This window comes from Bifidobacterium choerinum (assembly GCF_002761235.1).
Lineage (GTDB): Bacteria > Actinomycetota > Actinomycetes > Actinomycetales > Bifidobacteriaceae > Bifidobacterium > Bifidobacterium choerinum.
Window position 1 is genome coordinate 558,293 of record NZ_CP018044.1, and the last position, 17,407, is coordinate 575,699.

8 protein-coding genes and 5 rRNA genes are annotated in these 17,407 nt (G+C 61.8%); 3 read left to right on the forward strand and 10 right to left on the reverse strand.

Features of this window, described 5'->3' with window-relative positions; all coding sequences use genetic code 11:
• Positions 1–458 precede the first annotated feature (458 nt).
• The gene (locus BcFMB_RS02140; protein WP_099720926.1) at positions 459–2,219 is read left to right on the forward strand and encodes a glycoside hydrolase family 13 protein; all 1,761 of its coding nucleotides are present in this window, start codon (positions 459–461) and stop codon (positions 2,217–2,219) included.
• A gap of 53 nt (positions 2,220–2,272) precedes the next feature.
• Here the strand turns inward: BcFMB_RS02140 and BcFMB_RS02145 are convergent, their stop codons facing one another.
• Positions 2,273–2,968, reverse strand: coding sequence for a histidine phosphatase family protein (locus BcFMB_RS02145; RefSeq protein ID WP_232513851.1), 696 nt, complete (start codon positions 2,966–2,968; stop codon positions 2,273–2,275).
• Between the two features lie 85 nt (positions 2,969–3,053).
• Here BcFMB_RS02145 and BcFMB_RS02150 point away from each other — a divergent pair, with 85 nt between their 5' ends.
• Both BcFMB_RS02150 and BcFMB_RS02155 read left to right on the forward strand, forming a co-directional pair.
• Positions 3,054–3,491 carry a DUF4235 domain-containing protein gene (locus tag BcFMB_RS02150; RefSeq protein WP_024541513.1) on the forward strand — a complete coding sequence of 146 codons (438 nt, stop codon included), beginning with the start codon at positions 3,054–3,056 and terminating at the stop codon, positions 3,489–3,491.
• A gap of 154 nt (positions 3,492–3,645) precedes the next feature.
• A complete protein-coding gene (locus BcFMB_RS02155) occupies positions 3,646–4,422 on the forward strand; it encodes a nitroreductase family protein (RefSeq protein WP_099720927.1) in 777 nt (258 codons plus the stop codon).
• Between the two features lie 65 nt (positions 4,423–4,487).
• Here BcFMB_RS02155 and BcFMB_RS02160 read toward each other — a convergent pair whose 3' ends face one another.
• The 9 genes from BcFMB_RS02160 to BcFMB_RS02200 form a co-directional block, all read right to left on the reverse strand.
• A complete protein-coding gene (locus BcFMB_RS02160) occupies positions 4,488–4,739 on the reverse strand; it encodes a hypothetical protein (RefSeq protein ID WP_024541511.1) in 252 nt (83 codons plus the stop codon).
• Between the two features lie 314 nt (positions 4,740–5,053).
• Positions 5,054–5,170 (reverse strand): 5S ribosomal RNA (gene rrf / locus BcFMB_RS02165).
• A gap of 193 nt (positions 5,171–5,363) precedes the next feature.
• Positions 5,364–8,445 (reverse strand): 23S ribosomal RNA (locus BcFMB_RS02170).
• A 551-nt stretch (positions 8,446–8,996) separates the two neighbouring features.
• Positions 8,997–10,539 (reverse strand): 16S ribosomal RNA (locus BcFMB_RS02175).
• The 16S, 23S and 5S rRNA genes sit together here, the layout of an rRNA operon.
• Positions 10,540–11,185: 646 nt before the next feature.
• Positions 11,186–11,434: a type II toxin-antitoxin system YafQ family toxin gene (locus tag BcFMB_RS02180; protein WP_257790235.1), complete on the reverse strand. Its 249-nt coding sequence runs from the start codon at positions 11,432–11,434 to the stop codon at positions 11,186–11,188.
• 56 nt (positions 11,435–11,490) lie between these two features.
• Positions 11,491–11,760, reverse strand: coding sequence for a type II toxin-antitoxin system RelB/DinJ family antitoxin (locus BcFMB_RS02185; protein WP_099720928.1), 270 nt, complete (start codon positions 11,758–11,760; stop codon positions 11,491–11,493).
• A gap of 238 nt (positions 11,761–11,998) precedes the next feature.
• Positions 11,999–13,384, reverse strand: coding sequence for an MFS transporter (locus tag BcFMB_RS02190; protein ID WP_157775029.1), 1,386 nt, complete (start codon positions 13,382–13,384; stop codon positions 11,999–12,001).
• 503 nt (positions 13,385–13,887) lie between these two features.
• Positions 13,888–14,004: ribosomal RNA gene (rrf, locus tag BcFMB_RS02195) — 5S ribosomal RNA — on the reverse strand.
• A gap of 193 nt (positions 14,005–14,197) precedes the next feature.
• Positions 14,198–17,279 (reverse strand): 23S ribosomal RNA (locus BcFMB_RS02200).
• Positions 17,280–17,407 lie beyond the last annotated feature (128 nt).

The following is a 17,407-nucleotide window of genomic DNA, read 5'->3' on the forward strand; positions in this document are numbered from 1 at the left end:
AGAAGTCTCTTTCCTCGACAACTTCTTTCAACGACCATTGTGCACCATAAATACAAAATGTGCAAACGTAGGCACGCCGAACGGCGGCCTTTGCGCTGACTTCAGCACCGCTTGCAGCGCAGAAATACCGCGTTTCCAATGTTCCCCGGTGTTTTACGACCGATGAAAGCGTTTGCTAACGACACACCGGGAGCGTCGTCGCCCGTGGCGGCCGCGCCGCGATGGCGCACACCGTGACGCCAATCATGACGCCGACGCGACGGCTTCCGCCATGCCATGTCCGCCGTGCCCGACGTATGCGACACTTCGACATGTCCGCGTCGTGCATCTATTTCTTTACAAAGGAATATAATTAGCTGCAGCCGCGCATGTCCGAACGAAAACCGGGACACGCACCAGGCGAACACATCGATGGTGAGGCATGCACACGATCCGCATGCCGTCGGGAAAGGAACGTCATGACCCTCAACAACACCCATGACGACTGGTGGAAACAAGCCGTCGTCTATCAGGTCTATCCCCGCAGCTTCCGCGACGCGAACGGCGACGGTCTCGGCGACATCGCCGGCGTCACCGCGCAGATGGGCTATCTCAAGAAGCTCGGCGTCGACGCCGTCTGGCTCTCGCCGTTCTACCCGTCCGAACTCGCCGACGGCGGATACGACGTCATCGACTACCGCAACGTCGATCCGCGCCTCGGCACGCTCGACGATTTCGATGCGATGCTCGAGGCCGCCCATACGGCCGGACTCAAGGTGATCGTCGACATCGTCCCGAACCACACGTCGAACCTGCACCCGTGGTTCCAGGCCGCCCTCGCCGCCGCGCCCGGCTCCGCGGAGCGCGACCGCTACATCTTCCGCCACGGCGAAGGCGAGCACGGCGAGCTGCCGCCGAACAACTGGCAGTCGCTGTTCGGCGGCCCGGCCTGGGAGCCGGTCGGCGGCGGAGAATGGTATCTCCATCTGTTCACGAAGGAGCAGCCGGACCTCAACTGGAAGGACCAGGACGTGCACGACGATTTCAAGCGCACATTGCGCTTCTGGTCGGACCGCGGCGTCGACGGCTTCCGCATCGACGTGGCGCATGGCCTGGCGAAGGATCTCGATTCCCGCCCGCTCAAGGAGCTCGAGCGCTGGAGCGTCGGCGGCGACCAGTCGCATGACGGCACCCATCCGCTGTGGGACCGTCCCGAGGTGCATGACATCTACCGCGAGTGGAATGCCGTCTTCAATGAATACGACCCGCCGCGCTTCGCCGTCGGCGAGGCCTGGATCGTGCCGGAGCACCAGCATCTGTACGCGTCGAAGGACGAGCTGGGTCAGGTCTTCAACTTCGAATTCGCGAAGGCCGACTGGTTCGCCGACGAGTTCCGCACGGCGATCGTCGAGGGGCTTGCGAGCGCCGACGAGGCGAAGTCGACGACGACGTGGGTCATGAGCAACCATGATGTCTGCCGCCATGCGAGCCGCTACGGCCTGCCGCAGGTGCGCACGAACGGCTACCATGTCCTCGCGAACGACTGGCTGCTGCGTTCCGGCACCACCTATCCCGAAGATTGCGAGCTCGGCGCACGCAGGGCGCGCGCGGCGATCCTGATGGAGCTGGGCCTGCCCGGTTCGGTCTATGTGTATGAAGGCGAGGAGCTGGGTCTGCCGGAGGTCGCAACGATTCCGTGGGACCATCTTGAGGATCCGGTCGCGTTCAACACCGACCATGGCGACGCGCAGAAGGGTCGCGACGGCTGCCGCGTGCCGCTGCCGTGGGTCGCCGCCGACCGTCCGCGCCCGGCCGACTGGGATCCCCGCTTCGGCACCGGCGCGTCCTTCGGCTTCTCGTCGGCGCCGGCCGACGGATCCGTCCCCGCCGACCCGCATCTGCCGCAGCCGCTGTGGTATGCCGATTATGCGGCCGACGCCGAGGACGCCGACGACACGTCGATGCTCAATCTCTACCGGCGCGCGCTGCATTGGCGTCAGGACCATCTGACGCCGACCGGCGACCTGTCGCTCGCGTGGCTCGGCGACGACGTGCTCGACCCGGGCGAATCCGACGTGATCGCCTATGCGCGTCCGGCCGTCGACGGCGACCGCTTCGCCTGCATCGTCAACTTCGGCCCGTCGCCGGTCGAGCTGCCGCATGGCGACATCGTGCTGCGTTCGACGGCCTTCGACGGCTATTCGCTGCCGGTCGACGCGGCCGTGTGGATGCGCATCTGATCGCGCGTCGCCGTCCATCCGTCACCGCGCACATCGGCGCGTCGTCCGTCCGCTCAGACGTTCCACTTCCAGATCACGTGGTCGCCTTTGTAGACGGACAGCGCGCAGATGTGCGCGGTGTCGAGTTTGAGATTGCGGCCGAAGCGCGGATCCACGCCGAGCCATTGCGTCGTCAGGATGCGCAGGATGTGCGCGTGTGCCACGCACAGCACGTCGCGGCCGGCCTCGAGCGCCGGCATCACCCGGTCGATGACATGGCGGGCGCGTGCGGCCGCGTCCTCGATGCTTTCGCCCGGGCCGTTGATGATCGTGATCTGCTGGCCATCGGGGAAAATCTCGACGCGTTCGCCGGCGAGATGGTCGGCGAGCGCCGTCGGTCCCTGCGCCCAGACGTTCCACTCCTCGCCGAGCGCGGCGAAGAGCTCCGCGCGCGTGCGTCCCTCGGCGCGGCCGTAATCCCACTCCTCGAGGTCGGGCGTGAGCGTCGGCGTCAGGAATCCGGCCTCGTTCGCCGTCGTCATCGCACGCTGCAGATCGGAGCAGTAGACGTCGCCGTCGGCGAAGCCGTCCGGGAACAACGCGCGCAGACGCTCGCCGGCGTCGCGTGCCTGCTGCATGCCGACGTCGGTGAGGGGGATGTTCGTGCGCCCGATGTACTGGCCGGTCTCGCTCCAGCGCGTCTGCCCATGGCGAAGCAGCACGAGCGTGCCGTAACGCTTCGCGTGGTCATTCATCATTGAATTCTGCATATGCCCACTGTACCGTGCCGCATGAATGACGGGACGCGACCGTTCACGGCGACCTTGCATCGACGATGGCATACACTGGTGCAGTATGAAGAAGCATCAGCATGAATCGGCGTCCGCGGACGCCAAGCTCACCGCTGCGACGAACGCCATCGCCGGTGAACGCTCCGATCTCGACGCGACGACAGACAGGACGGTCGCGGCGCTGAACAACGTGAACGACAAGGTCACGGCCATGCGCGAAGCCCGCATGGCCGATCCGGACACGCTCGGCGATAAGGTCTTCCGCATGGCGTTCCCCGCCGTCGTCGGTCTCATCGGCGGCAAGGTGTTCAGCTCCGTGTGGAATCTGGTCACGGCGAAGATCCATCCGAACCCCGACGACGATGCGCAGGACCGGCAGCAAGGACTCGTCATGAGCATGCTGTTCGCGGCCGCGTCGGCGGCCTTCGGCACATTGCTGACCGACGTCTCGACGAAGGGCGTCCAGAAGATCATCACGCGGCTGCAGCGCAGGCGCGGCTGAACGACGAAGGCCCGGCGACGATCGTCGCCGGGCCTTCTTGCTGCCGTACCTTTCGTTTGGTCAGCGATCGCATATCCGTGCATATCTGTAGGTCGCCGTTGCGCTATTGGTACGTCCGACGCGCGCAACAGCGGCGGTCTGGGATAATACCGGTATGACTGAACTACTGCATAATGACACCGTCGATGTCCTGCTCAACCGTCGTTCGATCAGCGCGTTCCGTCCCGAGCCGCTGTCGCCCGAGATGACGGCGACGATCGAGTCCGCCGCGCAGCATGTGGCGTCGAGCCAGTATCTCAACGACTGGTCGGCGATTCGCGTCGTCGACCAAAGCCTCAAGGACGATCTCGCCGCGATCGCGAAGCAACCGTACATCGCGCAGGCGCCCGCGCTCTACGTCTTCGTCCTCGACGAATACCGCAATATGGTGATTGCCCGCAAACAGGGTGGCGCCGTCGATTCCGATGCGTTCACCCTCAAGAACAGCTACCGCTTCACGCAGGCGCAGAACGACGCCGTCCTTGCGCTCCATGCGATGGAGACGGCGGCGGAGTCGCTCGGACTCGGCTGCGTGATCCTCGGCTCGATCCTCAACGACATTCCGCGGCTCATCGAGCTGTTCCATCTGCCGAAGTATACGTATCCGGTGCTGGGCCTTGCGATCGGCAAGCCCGCCCAGGAGCCGGAGGTCAAGCCGCGCATGGGCGCCGACCTGCAGTTCTTCGACAACCGCTACAACGACGATCCTTCCTTCATCATGCGCAACATCGCGGAGTTCAACGAGGAAGTGCATCAGTACTATGACCTGCGCGATCCGAATACGCCGCTGCCGACCTATGACGCGCAGATCGCGAAGAAAGCCGTCGCCGGCGAGGTGCTGGGCCGCGGCCTCGAACATGCAGCGAAGCAGGGCTTCGAGCTGAATCGCTGATTGATGGTTCGTTATGCATGGCGATGATGTCGTGCGCGACGAGGATGGCAAGGGTACGGGCCGTGTCACCGATAGCGCGGCTTGTACCCTTTCTTTCGTGAATACCGCTTCTGCGAGCGTTTGAAATGGCCTACGGCCTGATTCAGCGCCGGGTCGTGATGCGTCAGATGCCATTGGCCGCAGTACTGGCATCGGTACACCCATAGCTCCATGCCGCGTTCGATGCGGCTCTGCTCGGCCGCCTGCCACGCGGTCTGCTGATCATGGTACATGATCTTGCTCGTCGTCTCGCAGCGTTTCGGCGTGAAATAGTGCATATTGCACATCATAGATGCGTCTCCCCGACCGAAGGCAGCAACATGATGGCCCGGGTGGGGAAGGCTGCATGTCTTCCTGCTCGGAGGGCGGATGCGCAATGGTTTCGACTGGCAATGCGGCCGGCCGGCAACAGGAGGATTCCAGGGCCGGCGGATGGTCTTGGGATTCTGATGGTCACGGTCCGCGATGCTGGTTGGTGGCGTAGAGGTCCAGATATGAAGAAGCCCCCGGTTTGGTGTGTCGGGTTTCGGGGTGTGGGTATGGGAAAGCCCCGGACCGGTGTGCCGGTTCGGGGCTTTCGTGTGAAGTGTGGGTGCGGCGGCGTGCTACTCTCCCACACCCTGTCGGGTGCAGTACCATCGCCGTGCCAGGTCTTAGCTTCCGGGTTCGGAATGGGGCCGGGCGTCTCCCCTGGGCTGTGACCGCCGCAAGACTTGTTGTTCTGTTATCCATGTTCCCGACCCGTCGGGCCGGTTGGTGGTTGGTTTGGGGACCGGATGGTGGACGCGCTGCGTGTTCGTACCGGGACGATGTGTCGTCGTCTGTTCGCGTGTTCGATGCTTTGCCGTGTGACTCCCGATGGTCGCGTGTCCCGCACGCGTGTGCCGCGCGATGGGTCGCGGTGGGGGTCGTCTTCGACCGTTAGTGCCGGTCGGCTCCACCCCTTGCGGGGCTTCCACGTCCGGTCTATCGACCACATGGTCTCATGTGGGGTCTCACACACCCCCGGAGGGGTGTCAGGAATCCTTATCTTGGAGCGGGCTTCCCGCTTAGATGCTTTCAGCGGTTATCCCTCCCGAACGTAGCCAACCGGCCGTGCCGCTGGCGCGACAACCGGCATACCAGAGGTTCGTCCACCCAGGTCCTCTCGTACTATGGGCAGGCCTCCTCAGGATTCCAACGAGCGCAGAGGATAGAGACCAAACTGTCTCACGACGTTCTGAACCCAGCTCGCGTGCCGCTTTAATCGGCGAACAGCCGAACCCTTGGGACCTGCTCCAGCCCCAGGATGCGACGAGCCGACATCGAGGTGCCAAACCATCCCGTCGATATGGACTCTTGGGAATGATCAGCCTGTTATCCCCGGGGTACCTTTTATCCGTTGAGCGATGCCGCGTCCGTACGCCGGCACCGGATCACTATCTCCGACTTTCGTCCCTGCTCGATCCGTCGATCTCGCAGTCAAGCCCGCTTGTGCGATTACACTCGACACCCGATTGCCAACCGGGCCGAGCGGACCTTTGAGCGCCTCCGTTACTCTTTGGGAGGCAACCGCCCCAGTTAAACTACCCGCCAGGCACTCTCCCCGACAAGGCTGACTTGTCCGGGTTAGGCATCAGATGGGGACAGAGCGGTATTTCACTGGCCGACTCCACACACACTGGCGTGCATGCCTCACAGTCTCCCGCCTATGCTACACAATCCGCACCTGATGCCAATACCAAGGTATAGTAAAGGTCCCGGGGTCTTTTCGTCCTTCTGCGCTTAACGAGCATCTTTACTCGTACTGCAATTTCGCCGAGCTCCTGGTCGAGACAGCGGGGAAGTCGTTACGCCATTCGTGCAGGTCGGAACTTACCCGACAAGGAATTTCGCTACCTTAGGATGGTTATAGTTACCACCGCCGTTTACCGGGGCTTGAATTCACCACTTCGCGCAAAGCGCTGATGGATCCTCTTAACCTTCCGGCACCGGGCAGGCGTCAGTGCATATACGGCGACTTGCGTCTTGGCATGCACCTGTGTTTTTGGTAAACAGTCGCTACCCCCTGGCTTGTGCCACCCCCCACCGCTCGACGCCGCAAGGACGTCCCACCGCGGGGGGTCTCCCTTATGCCGAAGGCACGGGAGCGGTTTGCCGAGTTCCTTGACCAGGATTCGCTCGCTCGCTTCGGTATACTCTACCTGACCACCTGTGTCGGTTTGGGGTACGGGCGGCCGCCCACCTCGCGCCGAAGCTTTTCTCGGCCGACGGGATCACCGGATATCGGGCCATCAAGGCCCCCATCATCACGCCTCGCCCCATGCTGCCCCCGGATTTGCCTGGGGGCGGGGCCGCACGCTTGACCAGGGAAAACCACCTCCCCGGCCGGCTACCCGTCCGCGTCACTCCATGCGCTCGACCCCAGGACGCCACGCGCGAACCCGAACATCACCGACCAACCCGAAGGAAGGACGGATCCGATGGAAACACGCGATCGGTCAAGGGACCGCTGATCGGTCATGCGGCCGGTACGGGAATATCGACCCGTTCATCCATTCGACTACGCCTGTCGGCCTCGCCTTAGGACCCGACTCACCCAGGGACGACGAACGTGGCCCTGGAACCCTTGGTCATCCAGCGGCAGGGATCCTCACCCTGCTCTCGCTACTCATGTCTGCATTCTCACTCCCCTGAAGTCCACCACACGGTTCCCCGGCGGCTTCGACCCTCAAGGGACGCTCTCCTACCACGCCAGACAAACTGGCGTCCGCGTCTTCGGTGGCGTGCTTGAGCCCCGCTACATTGTCGGCGCGGAACCACTAGACCAGTGAGCTGTTACGCACTCTTTCAAGGATGGCTGCTTCTGAGCCAACCTCCTGGCTGTCTATGCGACTCCACATCCTTTCCCACTTAGCACGCGCTTGGGGACCTTAGACGACGGTCTGGGCTGTCTCCCTCTCGACGACGGAGCTTATCCCCCGCCGACTCACCGCCGGCATACACGCGACAGGTATTCGGAGTTTGGTTGCTGTTGGTACCCGGTACGGGCCCGCAAGCATCCAGTAGCTCTACCCCCTGCGCGCAATCAACCGACGCTGCACCTAAATGCATTTCGGAGAGAACCAGCTATCACGGAATTTGATTGGCCTTTCACCCCTAACCCCAGGTCATCCCCTCAGTTTTCAACCTAAGTGGGTGCGGTCCTCCACGCGGTCTTACCCACGCTTCAACCTGCCCAGGGCTAGATCATCCCGCTTCGGGTCCAGGACACGCGACTGAAAAACGCCTTTTCAGACTCGCTTTCGCTACGCATACGCCACACGGCTTATGCTCGCCACATGCCACTGACTCGCAGACTCATTTTTCGATAGGCACGCCGTCACCCGGACGAATCCAGGCTCCGACGGTTCGTAGGCGCACGGTTTCAGGAACTCTTTCACTCCCCTCCCGGGGTGCTTTTCACCTTTCCCTCACGGTACTCGTCCACTATCGGTCAGACAGCTATACTCAGGCTTACCCAACGGTCTGGGCGGATTCACACGGGATTCCACGAGGCCCGCGCTACTCGGGAGACGCGATCGCCAGACCATGCGCGTTCGGCTACGGGGCCATCACCCTCTACGGCCCGGTATCCAACCCGGTTCGCCTCACACACGGTTTTATCACTGACGCCCGGCACGTCGGCACCGGGACACACGCTCCCACGACACCGAAGCCGCAACCCCCGACGGGTATCACACGACCACGGTTTAGCCATCATCCGCTTTCGCTCGCCACTACTCACGGAGTATCCTCTCCTGCAGGTACTGAGATGTTTCACTTCCCTGCGTACCCCCCGCACAACATGCGGTGCCAGCCCATGACGGCTGGCGGGTTGCCCCATTCGGAAACCCTCGGATCAAAGCCATGTCGGCGGCTCCCCGAGGACTATCGCGGCCCCACGCGTCCTTCATCGGTACTGTCTGCCAAGGCATCCACCACTGCGCCCTTCACAACAACCCGACCACCAGCCCCAACAGGGACCCATGGGCGGCCATCGCGAACACACAACGAAAAACACAAAACTGTGTCCAACTGGAACACTCGACTATCAGATCATCACACACATCAACCACACCCCACAACAGGGCATGGCCGACACGAAACAAACGAACGAACACACACACCCCACAACAGGGATGCGTCCAGGCCGCACCAGCCACAACGGACCGATGCGCCTCGGTTCATTCACAGTACGAACACCAACCACACCCAAACGGATGCGGCCGTTGCTCGCGTCCACTCTCCAGTTCTCAAACCACCACCACACCACAAGCCCGCACGACACGACGAACACGCCGCACCGGACCCATGGGCGCGGAACACCCACCCCACACAAGGGGCGTGGCGGTCCGGGGACCCAACAGCATGCACCGCACCACCACCGACCCACAGGGCCGGCAACAGATCCTTGATCTCTTCCACACCAGCAGGGACGACCCCCACCCCCACAAGGGCGGGAAACACATCGTCCCGAAACGGACGCCACACGGGCGCCCCACAGAACTCCGTAGAAAGGAGGTGATCCAGCCGCACCTTCCGGTACGGCTACCTTGTTACGACTTAGTCCCAATCACGAGCCTCACCTTAGACGGCTCCCCCCGCGAAAAACGGTTGGGCCACCGGCTTCGGGTGCTGCCCACTTTCATGACTTGACGGGCGGTGTGTACAAGGCCCGGGAACGCATTCACCGCGGCGTTGCTGATCCGCGATTACTAGCGACTCCGCCTTCACGCAGTCGAGTTGCAGACTGCGATCCGAACTGAGACCGGTTTTCAGCGATCCGCCCCATGTCACCATGTCGCATCGCGTTGTACCGGCCATTGTAGCATGCGTGAAGCCCTGGACGTAAGGGGCATGATGATCTGACGTCATCCCCACCTTCCTCCGAGTTGACCCCGGCGGTCCCGCATGAGTTCCCGGCATAACCCGCTGGCAACATGCGGCGAGGGTTGCGCTCGTTGCGGGACTTAACCCAACATCTCACGACACGAGCTGACGACGACCATGCACCACCTGTGAACCCGCCCCGAAGGGAAACCCCGTTTCCGGGATCGTCAGGCACATGTCAAGCCCAGGTAAGGTTCTTCGCGTTGCATCGAATTAATCCGCATGCTCCGCCGCTTGTGCGGGCCCCCGTCAATTTCTTTGAGTTTTAGCCTTGCGGCCGTACTCCCCAGGCGGGATGCTTAACGCGTTAGCTCCGACACGGAACCCGTGGAAAGGGCCCCACATCCAGCATCCACCGTTTACGGCGTGGACTACCAGGGTATCTAATCCTGTTCGCTCCCCACGCTTTCGCTCCTCAGCGTCAGTAACGGCCCAGAGACCTGCCTTCGCCATTGGTGTTCTTCCCGATATCTACACATTCCACCGTTACACCGGGAATTCCAGTCTCCCCTACCGCACTCAAGCCCGCCCGTACCCGGCGCGGATCCACCGTTAAGCGATGGACTTTCACACCGGACGCGACGAACCGCCTACGAGCCCTTTACGCCCAATAAATCCGGATAACGCTTGCACCCTACGTATTACCGCGGCTGCTGGCACGTAGTTAGCCGGTGCTTATTCGAACAATCCACTCAACGGGCCCGAAGACCCGCCTTGCCCTTGAACAAAAGCGGTTTACAACCCGAAGGCCTCCATCCCGCACGCGGCGTCGCTGCATCAGGCTTGCGCCCATTGTGCAATATTCCCCACTGCTGCCTCCCGTAGGAGTCTGGGCCGTATCTCAGTCCCAATGTGGCCGGTCACCCTCTCAGGCCGGCTACCCGTCAACGCCTTGGTGGGCCGTCACCCCGCCAACAAGCTGATAGGACGCGACCCCATCCCATGCCGCAAAAGCATTTCCCACACCCCCATGCGAAGGTGCGGAGCATCCGGCATTACCACCCGTTTCCAGGAGCTATTCCGGTGCATGGGGCAGGTTGGTCACGCATTACTCACCCGTTCGCCACTCTCACCAGCCAAGCAAAGCCCGGCCGGATCCCGTTCGACTTGCATGTGTTAAGCACGCCGCCAGCGTTCATCCTGAGCCAGAATCGAACCCTCCACAAAAAACCTTCATGAAGAGCCAAACGGCCCCAAAAGAAAAAGACGGACCATCCAATAAGGAAGGACGGTCACACAAAAACCCCGACACCCATCAAACCCCCTCGGGTACCACACGGGCGGGCATCGGACTGGCAATCAAAGACCACCACACAACCAACAAAGGCCATGTGATGAAGTAGTACAGTACACACTATTGAGTTCTCAAACCACCACACACGGCCGACGAACCCCTCCGGACCCAGTCCAGAAGCTCACCAACCGGCAGCAAGATGAATAACTTACACGAACCCCAACCAAAACGCAAACCCACCCCACACCAACCACCCCAAAACCCTTGCAAACACACACAACCAACGGCGTGTCGAAAACACCCCAAAACCACCCCACACCACACCCAACCACACCCACAACACCACCACCAACCAACCAAAAACACCCACCACCCGGCGTGTCGAAAACACCAACCACCGAATCAACAGCCACCGCCGGCACGAACGGAGAACACCACGTACCTCAAGCACAAGCCGCCACCGAACAGCGACGAATCCACCGCCGGACTGAACGCCGGAGCAGAGGCATCGCCGATACAGCGGCGTCTCGGTCACGGCCGATTCGCGGCGAAGACAACATCGGATCCGGACGCACGGCGCTATCCGCCGAATATCTCTTCATGCGTGCCTGTACGCATGAACACGGCAAAGGAATCCTCGCGGGTCCATACGGCGAGCCAATCGCCAGCATTGCCCACATGGCATTCGACCACACCCTGCCAATCCTTGCCATTGAGCCGGTGGGCACGATGCCGGACGCGCAATATCTCCTTGGCTTCCTCCGTGTCCTCGAGAACCAACCGTATGACGTTCTTCAGCTCCGTCAGATCGACATGCCTGCGCCGCAATCACTTGACGTCGCGGCGAAAGGCCGGGGTGTAATCCGCTTCCAACCGCGCCATATTCAGATCCCCAATGCCTCGAACATCTCATCGGCGTCCTGGAAGCGGAGCTCGCCCTCCTTGGCCATGCGGCGGGCATCCGCCAATGCCTCCAGTGTCTCCTCCGGCGCGTTGCCGTAGGACAGATTCAGCGGAATGCGTCGTTCACGCACGATCTGGCGGTAAAACGCACGCGTGATGCTCGATAGATCGAAGCCGAAATCCTCCGCGATCTCCGAGGCCTGCTTCTTCGTATCCTCATCGACCCGAACCGTCACCGATGTCATGCTCATGATCACTCCTTGACCAACGTAAGACAATATTATATCTGCGCCTCACGATAGTCAACATCATCGCTCTGGCCCCGTGCTTCACCCACGAGCGACCAGCCCGCAAACGCAGTGCGGTCGGCGAAAGAAAAACCACCCGTTCCACGTGAAACGCAGCACAGGCAAAACGGTATGAACCTGGCGCTGAACCGATGTTTCGTGTTTTCACGTGGAACATCGGTTCAACGCCGACAATGATCGCTCAGCGTGCGCGACGTATGGCGAAGGCGCGTACGTTCGCGAGGAACGCGCAGATCAGCACGACGAGCAATACGATCATGCCGGCACGTCCCCCGCGCTGCGTGGCGGCCTCAAAGGCCGCCTTGTCCGTTTCCAGGTTGCGCCCGGACTGGGCCACACCCAGGCAGATGGACATCACCGTCGTGCCGACGGCACCGGCGAGCTGCTGGAAGGTACTGAACATCGCGTTGCCGTCCGGCTGCATCGCCGTCCGGACGGCGCCCATGCCGGCCGTCATCGTATCGGGATAGGCCATCGAGAAACCGATCATATAGGCGATATAGCTGACGCAGATCATCCACACGCTCGCAGTGAGACGCACCATGAGCAGCATCAGCACGATGCCGACGATCGCAAGCGCCATCGTGGACAGAATCGGACGCATCGGTCCGAAATGGTCGAGCAAGGCGCCTCCGACGGGCGCGAGGACAGCGCCGAGCAGCGCACCCGGGAGGATCAGCAGACCCGCGACGGTCGTCGTCGAGCCAAAACCGAGCTGAGCGAGATTCGGGATAAGATAACCGAAACCGATCGTGACGCCTTCGAGCATCACATAGGCCAGCAGATGCCAGCGGAACGGCACCGAGTGGAGCACGCCCATATGGATGAGCGGATCGCGCGAACGTTTGCTCGCCATCGCGAACCATACGAGCGCAGCCACCGACACGATGAGCAGCACCACCGCAAGCGCAAGAACACCGGAGGCGTTCGGCTCACTGGAGGTGAGTGCCGTGATGGAGGCACCAAAGCGATCGAGCGCGAACACGAAGGCGACGAAGCCGACCATCAACAGCGCAAGCTGCGCCCAGCTGAAATGCACACGTTCGGTCGGACGCGGCTGACGGATCGTCACCGCGCCGATGACACCGGCGATCACGAGGAACGGGATCAGAATCGCGAACATCCAACGCCAGCCAATCGCGGCCACGCCAACACCGCCGACGGTGGGCCCCAGCGCCGGCGCGATCGCGCACACCATGTTGCCGACGCCCATCAGCAATCCCAGACGGGACCGCGGCGACTGCTCGAGGATGATGTTGAACATGAGCGGCAGTGCGATGCCGGTACCGGCGCCCTGCAGGATGCGGGCGACCATCAGCATCGGGAAGTTCACGGCGAGGGCGGCCGTCAGCAGGCCGGCGATGCACAGTGCGATCGCGACGATGAAGGACGCCTTGAGCGTGAATCGATGATTGAGATACGACGAAAGCGGCGCGACGATCGAGACGACGAGCAGATAGCCGGTCGTCAGCCATTGCACAACGGCCGTGCCGATGTGAAACTCCTCCATCAGCGTCGGGAAGAGCACGTTGGTCATCGTCTCCGTCAGGATGCCGATGAAAGCCATGACGCCGGTCGCGACGATTGCGAGCAGCAGTTTCGGTTTGATATGTTCAGCCGCAGGTGATTCGCCGGCATTGCGTGCATCTGACGAAGCAAGAGGATGAGATTGGGAGGATTGAGACGTCAATGAGGAATCGTTGGGGACGCGATTGGGCATCGGTGCGTAAGCCGTTCCCGGCTACCTTTCTTGGCTCGGCAGGATTGCGGCCCATTCCGCGTTGCCGAGCACTACAGGAAGGGCACGCCGTCCGCTTGTGCGGCACGGCATGGAAGAAGCGAGGCAGGACCTCGCTTGACACTGTCCCAGTATACCCGACAGGCGCTATTGCCTGGGGCGGATATGGAAGGCATGCGGACGCGAATCTTGCAGCGTTTGCGCATGAATCTGAAGTTTGGGCCTCAGTGATATGCAGCGGCCTCGGAACGGGCTAAGAAGCGGTTTCGGGGTGTGGGTATGGGAAAGCCCCGGACCGGTGTGCCGGTTCGGGGCTTTCGTGTGAAGTGTGGGTGCGGCGGCGTGCTACTCTCCCACACCCTGTCGGGTGCAGTACCATCGCCGTGCCAGGTCTTAGCTTCCGGGTTCGGAATGGGGCCGGGCGTCTCCCCTGGGCTGTGACCGCCGCAAGACTTGTTGTTCTGTTATCCATGTTCCCGACCCGTCGGGCCGGTTGGTGGTTGGTTTGGGGACCGGATGGTGGACGCGCTGCGTGTTCGTACCGGGACGATGTGTCGTCGTCTGTTCGCGTGTTCGATGCTTTGCCGTGTGACTCCCGATGGTCGCGTGTCCCGCACGCGTGTGCCGCGCGATGGGTCGCGGTGGGGGTCGTCTTCGACCGTTAGTGCCGGTCGGCTCCACCCCTTGCGGGGCTTCCACGTCCGGTCTATCGACCACATGGTCTCATGTGGGGTCTCACACACCCCCGGAGGGGTGTCAGGAATCCTTATCTTGGAGCGGGCTTCCCGCTTAGATGCTTTCAGCGGTTATCCCTCCCGAACGTAGCCAACCGGCCGTGCCGCTGGCGCGACAACCGGCATACCAGAGGTTCGTCCACCCAGGTCCTCTCGTACTATGGGCAGGCCTCCTCAGGATTCCAACGAGCGCAGAGGATAGAGACCAAACTGTCTCACGACGTTCTGAACCCAGCTCGCGTGCCGCTTTAATCGGCGAACAGCCGAACCCTTGGGACCTGCTCCAGCCCCAGGATGCGACGAGCCGACATCGAGGTGCCAAACCATCCCGTCGATATGGACTCTTGGGAATGATCAGCCTGTTATCCCCGGGGTACCTTTTATCCGTTGAGCGATGCCGCGTCCGTACGCCGGCACCGGATCACTATCTCCGACTTTCGTCCCTGCTCGATCCGTCGATCTCGCAGTCAAGCCCGCTTGTGCGATTACACTCGACACCCGATTGCCAACCGGGCCGAGCGGACCTTTGAGCGCCTCCGTTACTCTTTGGGAGGCAACCGCCCCAGTTAAACTACCCGCCAGGCACTCTCCCCGACAAGGCTGACTTGTCCGGGTTAGGCATCAGATGGGGACAGAGCGGTATTTCACTGGCCGACTCCACACACACTGGCGTGCATGCCTCACAGTCTCCCGCCTATGCTACACAATCCGCACCTGATGCCAATACCAAGGTATAGTAAAGGTCCCGGGGTCTTTTCGTCCTTCTGCGCTTAACGAGCATCTTTACTCGTACTGCAATTTCGCCGAGCTCCTGGTCGAGACAGCGGGGAAGTCGTTACGCCATTCGTGCAGGTCGGAACTTACCCGACAAGGAATTTCGCTACCTTAGGATGGTTATAGTTACCACCGCCGTTTACCGGGGCTTGAATTCACCACTTCGCGCAAAGCGCTGATGGATCCTCTTAACCTTCCGGCACCGGGCAGGCGTCAGTGCATATACGGCGACTTGCGTCTTGGCATGCACCTGTGTTTTTGGTAAACAGTCGCTACCCCCTGGCTTGTGCCACCCCCCACCGCTCGACGCCGCAAGGACGTCCCACCGCGGGGGGTCTCCCTTATGCCGAAGGCACGGGAGCGGTTTGCCGAGTTCCTTGACCAGGATTCGCTCGCTCGCTTCGGTATACTCTACCTGACCACCTGTGTCGGTTTGGGGTACGGGCGGCCGCCCACCTCGCGCCGAAGCTTTTCTCGGCCGACGGGATCACCGGATATCGGGCCATCAAGGCCCCCATCATCACGCCTCGCCCCATGCTGCCCCCGGATTTGCCTGGGGGCGGGGCCGCACGCTTGACCAGGGAAAACCACCTCCCCGGCCGGCTACCCGTCCGCGTCACTCCATGCGCTCGACCCCAGGACGCCACGCGCGAACCCGAACATCACCGACCAACCCGAAGGAAGGACGGATCCGATGGAAACACGCGATCGGTCAAGGGACCGCTGATCGGTCATGCGGCCGGTACGGGAATATCGACCCGTTCATCCATTCGACTACGCCTGTCGGCCTCGCCTTAGGACCCGACTCACCCAGGGACGACGAACGTGGCCCTGGAACCCTTGGTCATCCAGCGGCAGGGATCCTCACCCTGCTCTCGCTACTCATGTCTGCATTCTCACTCCCCTGAAGTCCACCACACGGTTCCCCGGCGGCTTCGACCCTCAAGGGACGCTCTCCTACCACGCCAGACAAACTGGCGTCCGCGTCTTCGGTGGCGTGCTTGAGCCCCGCTACATTGTCGGCGCGGAACCACTAGACCAGTGAGCTGTTACGCACTCTTTCAAGGATGGCTGCTTCTGAGCCAACCTCCTGGCTGTCTATGCGACTCCACATCCTTTCCCACTTAGCACGCGCTTGGGGACCTTAGACGACGGTCTGGGCTGTCTCCCTCTCGACGACGGAGCTTATCCCCCGCCGACTCACCGCCGGCATACACGCGACAGGTATTCGGAGTTTGGTTGCTGTTGGTACCCGGTACGGGCCCGCAAGCATCCAGTAGCTCTACCCCCTGCGCGCAATCAACCGACGCTGCACCTAAATGCATTTCGGAGAGAACCAGCTATCACGGAATTTGATTGGCCTTTCACCCCTAACCCCAGGTCATCCCCTCAGTTTTCAACCTAAGTGGGTGCGGTCCTCCACGCGGTCTTACCCACGCTTCAACCTGCCCAGGGCTAGATCATCCCGCTTCGGGTCCAGGACACGCGACTGAAAAACGCCTTTTCAGACTCGCTTTCGCTACGCATACGCCACACGGCTTATGCTCGCCACATGCCACTGACTCGCAGACTCATTTTTCGATAGGCACGCCGTCACCCGGACGAATCCAGGCTCCGACGGTTCGTAGGCGCACGGTTTCAGGAACTCTTTCACTCCCCTCCCGGGGTGCTTTTCACCTTTCCCTCACGGTACTCGTCCACTATCGGTCAGACAGCTATACTCAGGCTTACCCAACGGTCTGGGCGGATTCACACGGGATTCCACGAGGCCCGCGCTACTCGGGAGACGCGATCGCCAGACCATGCGCGTTCGGCTACGGGGCCATCACCCTCTACGGCCCGGTATCCAACCCGGTTCGCCTCACACACGGTTTTATCACTGACGCCCGGCACGTCGGCACCGGGACACACGCTCCCACGACACCGAAGCCGCAACCCCCGACGGGTATCACACGACCACGGTTTAGCCATCATCCGCTTTCGCTCGCCACTACTCACGGAGTATCCTCTCCTGCAGGTACTGAGATGTTTCACTTCCCTGCGTACCCCCCGCACAACATGCGGTGCCAGCCCATGACGGCTGGCGGGTTGCCCCATTCGGAAACCCTCGGATCAAAGCCATGTCGGCGGCTCCCCGAGGACTATCGCGGCCCCACGCGTCCTTCATCGGTACTGTCTGCCAAGGCATCCACCACTGCGCCCTTCACAACAACCCGACCACCAGCCCCAACAGGGACCCATGGGCGGCCATCGCGAACACACAACGAAAAACACAAAACTGTGTCCAACTGGAACACTCGACTATCAGATCATCACACACATCAACCACACCCCACAACAGGGC